This window comes from Pustulibacterium marinum (assembly GCF_900116665.1).
Classification (GTDB): Bacteria; Bacteroidota; Bacteroidia; order Flavobacteriales; family Flavobacteriaceae; genus Pustulibacterium; species Pustulibacterium marinum.
In genome coordinates this window covers 1-6,483 of the sequence record NZ_FPBK01000029.1, presented here as the reverse complement: position 1 = coordinate 6,483, position 6,483 = coordinate 1, and the positions used below count along the sequence as shown (strand labels likewise).

Genomic DNA, 6,483 nt, shown 5'->3' with positions numbered 1-6,483 from the left:
TCTCCCAGATAAAGAATACAGTTAGACTGAACATAAAATTCATAATCGGTATTACTTTCAAGGTTGTTAAGAGTGTGTGGGTTTGAAGTTGCCACAACACTGGTTCCTGTACCTTGTGTAAAACCAGCAGGACCATAATCTATATTCCAATAAGTAGCAGATCCATTTTCAGTCCAAGAAATATCTACGGTAGTATCTGTTGCATTTGTAGCATTTAAATCTGAAACACTTGGACAAGGCGGAGGTGTTTGAGAATAAATAGTTGGTGCGTTAAAACAAAAACCATAGGTGTAGTTTCCTCCGTCTGTAAAGTAAATACGGTATTTAAATCCCGTAAGCTGTGTACTCGTAAACTCACTGATGTTCAAATGATCTGAAACAAAATCAGTTTTATTATAACTACAATAATTATTGTAAGCATAGTAGTAAGTGTCTGTATTTAAAGGATCACCCCAATCAACCCAAGAGGAACTATCGGCATCCCAGTATTGTAATTGAATATAATCGTTATAGCTATGATTGTAGATGTATTCTGTTTCTACTTTTATCCAGGTCTCTTCTGCATTGTAAGCAGCTGTAAGGTCTATTACAGGAGATTCTGCTGCAATGGTCGAGGAGTATGAATATCCTGCATCATTGTCATCATAACTAAAGGTTGATGTAACCAATGGGTTCGCTTCCAATGCTAAGGAACTTGAATTGTAAGAGCCAGTAAGGCTCCAGTTGGCATTGGGCCAGTTGGCATTTTGCTCTAAGGTTTGCGCAAAAGTGCAAAAACCTGTAAGTAAGAGTAGTAAAAAAGTAAGTGTAGTTTTTTTCATCGGTAGGTTTTTGTGTAAAAATAAAATTTTTATACAAATTAGATGACTTTTTACCGGTAAATTTTAAGAAATGATTTAATAAATATTAATAATTATGTTAAAAAATAAAAGGACTGCTAATTAGCAGTCCTTTTTGGTGAGATTATGAATTTAAAGAAGTTATTCCTTAATAATCTTAATGGTTTGAGTCTTATCTGCAATGGTCACTTTAACAAAGTAAGCACCTGCAGAAAGTTGAGACATGTTTACAGTATAGTCTGTAGCATTTGGAGATAATCTCAATACCTCTTGACCTAGTAAATTAAATACAACTACATCGCTAATCTCTTCTTGAGAAGCCAATGTAAGTTTGTTTTGATTTACAGGGTTTGGATAGTATTTGAAGTCAAACCCTTCAAATGCATCTGCTGAAGCAACACCGTCTACAATGTTAACACTGAAATCGATAGTTACACCATAATAACCATTATAACATGGATTTGGTGTGTATTGACCACTATCTGCGGTACCAACTCTCATGGTATGTGTGCCTAAAGATATATTTGAGAAAGAAGAAAGGTCAAATGATGAATCTAGCGATGTCGGGTTGTCATTAGATGATTCTCCACTATAAACTAATTCATCTTCACTATCAAAGATATAATCATCATTAAAGTCAATCCAAATATTTGCGTCATAAGTATAACCAGTAGCAAAATCTATCATCATGTAGTTAGATCCTTCATTGTAAAGATCTACAGTTGTATCTGTATAATCTGCATAGGTAACATCACCATTGGTATAGTCTGTAGTACCTATGGTCACGTTTGTAATACCACTACCATCATTTGATAATGGAACTGATTCACAATAACATTCTGAAGCATTTGTAGTAAATGTGTATTCTGTACATGTTTCAGATGTTCCATAATCATTATAAGCTGTAACCGTGTAATAGTAAGTTGTACCTGCAGGAGCAACTAGATCATAAGAAGTACCTAGAACTACTTCATTATCTAGTACATTATTTGCACCAGAAGCTGAACCAACTGTTAAGTAGTAGCCATCTGTAAAGTCTGTACTATCCCAAGTAATAACCGTTGCATAAGTACCACAGTTTTCATCTGGTGTAGCAACTACGTTTACAGGACATGCAGGAGGACAAGCCATCATAAAATCACCTAATTCAACATCACATGCTGATTCAGTACCGTGTAATATAGTCAATGAAACAGTATCTACATTAGGGAATGGACCAACTTGAGTTGTTCCTGTCGCTGTAACATCCCAAGTGGTAGTACCATCTGTAATAGTTGGAGTACCGTCTCCTAGATCAGAGATTTCAACATCTACATAAAATTGATCGTTATCACAATCTGGGCTCACGGTTGTAGCATCAACTGTAGGTATTACACAAGGTGGTACTGTAACGTCTACGGTAATATCAATGGTTACACCATATGAACCATTAAAACAAGGATTTGGTGTGCTTTGACCAAAGTCAGCAGAGCCAATTCTTAATACGTGCTCACCTAAGTCTACAGTAGCTGGAATTTCGAAAGAAAAGTCTAAAGTTGTTGGGTTGTTATATAATGATTCACCGCTATAAACTAATTCAGAACTGTCAAATGTATAGTCGTCGTTGAAATCAATCCAAATATTAGTGTTGTAAGTGAAGCCTGTTGCAAAATCAATAGAACCTGTTGTTGTAAGACCTTGGTAAACATCTACAACAGTATCAGTATAATCTGCGTAGGTTACGTCTCCATTAGATATATCTGTATCAGCAATGGTTACATTTGTAATACCGTTTCCATCATTTGATGTAGGAACAGATTCACAGTAACAACCAGTAGTAGCAGTAGAGAATGAATATTCAGTACATTCTGTTGCAGAACCAATTTGGTTATAAGGAGTCACTGTATAGTAATATGTTGTTGCAAAATCACCTTCAAACATATATTCAGATACATATCCTAAATCTTCATTATCTAAAATATCAGTACCACCAGAAGTAGTTCCAATAGTTAAATAGTAACCATCTGCAGAACCTTGCTGATCCCAAGTAATAGTGTTTGCATAGTTACCACAGCTCTCATCTGGAGTAGCAACAACATTGGTAGCACAGTCTGGAGCTTCTGTTGGAGTAGCTGTCCAAACAAAATCATCAATTCTGATTGTTTGATAAGTACTTGCCATTCCATGTCTTAAAGCAACATAACTATCTGTAGTAGCTTCATCAAAATCAACAGTAATTTGCTGATAATCACCAGCCAAATCAAAAGATTCAACTAATGTAAATGTAGATGGATCAGTAATATCTGTTAATGTTCCAACCTCTATAACGTATCCAGAATATCCATGAGCCATGAATTTAGCTCTATGTGTAGCATTAGGAAGATCTGTTAACATTGGAGTTACAAGCATGATATCTCCTTCTGTGTCTCCAGAATTATATAATGTCATACAGTAAGTTCCAGAAAATGCTAAATAATTTGAAGCCTGTACATATGCATAGGCATTAGTAGTGCTTTCCACACCAGTCCAACAATCTGTAACTTCTCCGTATGCAGTTGTCTCAAAGTCTTCTGTGAAATCTCCGAAAGCCTCACAAGCTGTAGTAAATGTAATAGGACCAAACCAGTTACTATCTTCGGTAGAACAACTAGCTTGGATATAAACGTCATATTCCATACCAGCTTCTAAACCTTCAATGGTTGCAGGGTTTGTGTATACTGGAATAATTGTTCCGTCTTCTGTACCTTGAGTAAATCCTGTTAAACCATATTCTAAATTCCATGCTTCAGCAAAACCGTTTTCTACCCAAGATATATCTGCTCCTTCTGTTGTAATACTAGAAACTGAAATATCTGAAGGTATAGTACAAGCTGGCATTTCGTCAAAAACAACATCATCAATTGCAATGTCATCGTAATAAGAAGTACTACCTTCTACAACAAATCTAACTTGTGTTAAACCAGAAAGTGTGTAACCGCTAAGGTCAACTGCTACAAATTTCCATCCGTCAGTATTTCCTGTACTTGTATACACATCGGTATGCCAAGTAGTACCATCAAAAAAGTCTACAGAGAAACTAGCACTAGCATATCCGAAATTATCGCTTGATAAATAAAATTGAACAGATGGAGTAACTAATCCCGAAAGGTCTACCAATGGTGAAGTTAACGAAGCAAATTCTCCTTCTGTTAAGTAAGAATCATCTACAAAGGCATAAAATGCATTTGAAATAGTGTTTCCAGTAATATCAGTATAGTAGTTGGAGTCGCTAAATTCCCAATCATAGGATTCTGTGATATCGTCATCCTCAGTTTGTGACCAACAGTTTGGAATATCTCCGTCGTTTTCAAAATCCTCAGAGTATGGAGTAGAATATATAGAACATTCTGTAGTAAAGTTGAATGGTCCTGTAACTAAGCTAGTTTCTTCAGTACATTCAGCAATTACATAATAGTCATAGTCTGTACCTGGTTCTAAACCTGTAAGAGTATAAGGGTTTGTTGTTACAGTCATTGTAGATCCTGTACCCTGTTCAAAACCTTCGTAACCGTATTCTATTGTCCAAGAAGTCTCAGTTCCTAAAACAGTCCAAGAAAGGTCTGCACCTTCTGTAGTAAAGTTTTCAGCCATTAAATCCATAACTGGTGGACAAGAAGGCATTTCAAATATAGAAACATCGTCTATAGCAATATCGTCATAATATGAGCTACTGCCTGTAAACGTAAACTTCACTTGTACAGCATCTGTAATCGTATAAGTGCTTAAGTCAACTAGAATATACTCCCAACCATTGGTGTTACCAGTGTTGGTATAGATATCCTCGTTCCAGTTTTCACCATCATAAAAATCAACGGTTAATGTTGAGTTAGCTGTTCCTTCGCTATCACTTACAATATAGAAATTTAAAGCAGGAACTGATAATGACGATACATCAACCATTGGACTTAGTAGAGTATTTTCATCACCATTAGAGAAACTATCATCTACATAAGCAAAATAGCTGTTACTCAAAGTAGAACCGGTTACTTCACCATCGTTTCCAACTTCAGAGTAATCATCTATAGTAGCAAAATCCCAGTCTTCTCCGTTATTTTCATCTTGAGTCCAACAAGAAGGTATTGCTCCTTCGTTTTCAAAATCTTCGTAGAATGGTGCTGTAAGTGGATCACATAGTGTGGTAAAGGTAATTGGCCCTATCCAGTTACTAGTGTCACCACCACCACAATCTGCCTGAACCCAAATAGTGTAAGTAGTGCTTCCTGCTAAACCATCTAAAGTATATGGGTTAGTAGTTGAGGTAACAACAGTTCCTTCTCCTTGCTCATACGGATCTACTCCATACTCGATATTCCATTTACTAGCAGATCCATTTTCTGTCCAGTAAATGTCTACGTCAGAGTTTGTGATTCCATCAACAAATAACTCAGATGGGTCTGGACAAGAAGGAGGTGTTTCTGAATAAATGGTTGGAGATTGAAAACAAAATCCCCAAGCATAAGCTTCATTATCATCAAAATAAATACGATATTTAAAATCAGATAATTGAGTACTTGAAAAAGAATAAATGTTTAATGGAGTGGATAATAAAGATTCTGCTGTTCCATCACAATAAGCAGAAGTAGGTGCGCTTGCTGTATCGGAATTTAATGTAATCCATGTAATCCACTCAGAAGCATCTGCATCCCAGTATTCAACAAAAATTCTGTCATTCCCTATCCAGTTGTAAACATAATCTGCAGAGAAATAAATCCAAGTTTCTCCTGCTGTATGTGCTGCAGTAAGATCTATTGCCGGGGACTCTACGGCAACATCATTGTAAGATGAACTACCAGCATCGTCGTCATCAAAGCTAAATTGACTAGATGTGTCTGTAGGGTCTTCGTACAAATAATCCGAATCATACGTCCCGGAGAGCGTCCAGTTCGTATTTGGCCAGTTTGCGGGTTCGTCGAGCACTTGAGCGAAACTCAGTGCACTAACGAACATTAAAAAAATCAATAAAGTAGTTTTTTTCATGTGGAGTGATTGATTAATTATTAATTAAAGCTTAAATCTTGAAGGCCCTAATTTAATAAAAATTTAACAAGATTAGAAAAATCTCTAAAAATTAACAAATTGAATAATATTGTTATGGTATTATGTTTTTTTTCTTGAAAAAAATCACTTGTTTTAGCAAAATATAAAAAGGGAAGCTGTTTAAAGCTTCCCTTTTTATTTGGTATGTAGTTTTGGTGTTTGTTTATTCTTCTTCTCCTAGAATAATAAAATCTGATCTTCTGTTTTTAGCGTGATCTTCTTTGCTACACTTGTTCTTACAGTCTACAAGTGGATTGCTTTCTCCAAATCCTTCGCTACTTAATCTGTCTTCGGCGATGCCTTTGGAGATCAAGTATTGTACGGTTGATCTTGCACGTTTGTCTGATAATTCTAGGTTGTATTTTTCACTTCCGCGAATATCAGTATGTGTTTCTACTTTTACTTCCATCTGTGGGTATTTGTTCATAATACCTACCAGTTTGTCTAGCTCAAATGCTGCTTGTTGCGTAATGTTGTGCTTGTCAAACTCAAAGTAAATCGGATTTAAATTGATCTCTGGACGAATTGGCTTTAAACTTACAGATACATTGGTTACTGCATCTTCTGTTCCTTCTACTTCTTCTTTGTT

At 35.9% G+C, this 6,483-nt stretch carries 3 protein-coding genes; all 3 read right to left on the bottom strand.

All coding sequences use genetic code 11. The annotated features are described in order from the left end of the window. Positions 1-821, bottom strand: an 821-nt coding sequence (locus BM383_RS18690; RefSeq protein ID WP_143106478.1) for a fibronectin type III domain-containing protein, incomplete at its 3' end; no start/stop codon positions are given. 159 nt (positions 822-980) lie between these two features. Further along, a complete protein-coding gene (locus BM383_RS18685) occupies positions 981-5,834 on the bottom strand; it encodes a GEVED domain-containing protein (protein WP_093026666.1) in 4,854 nt (1,617 codons plus the stop codon). Between the two features lie 223 nt (positions 5,835-6,057). Continuing rightward, a partial coding sequence (locus tag BM383_RS18680) for an OmpA family protein (protein WP_143106479.1) occupies positions 6,058-6,483 on the bottom strand: 426 nt, incomplete at its 5' end.

Coding starts and splice junctions, on each gene's coding strand:
- BM383_RS18685 (WP_093026666.1), bottom strand. CDS start 5,834: ATGAAAAAAACTACTTTATTGATTTTTTTAATGTTCGTTAGTGCACTG.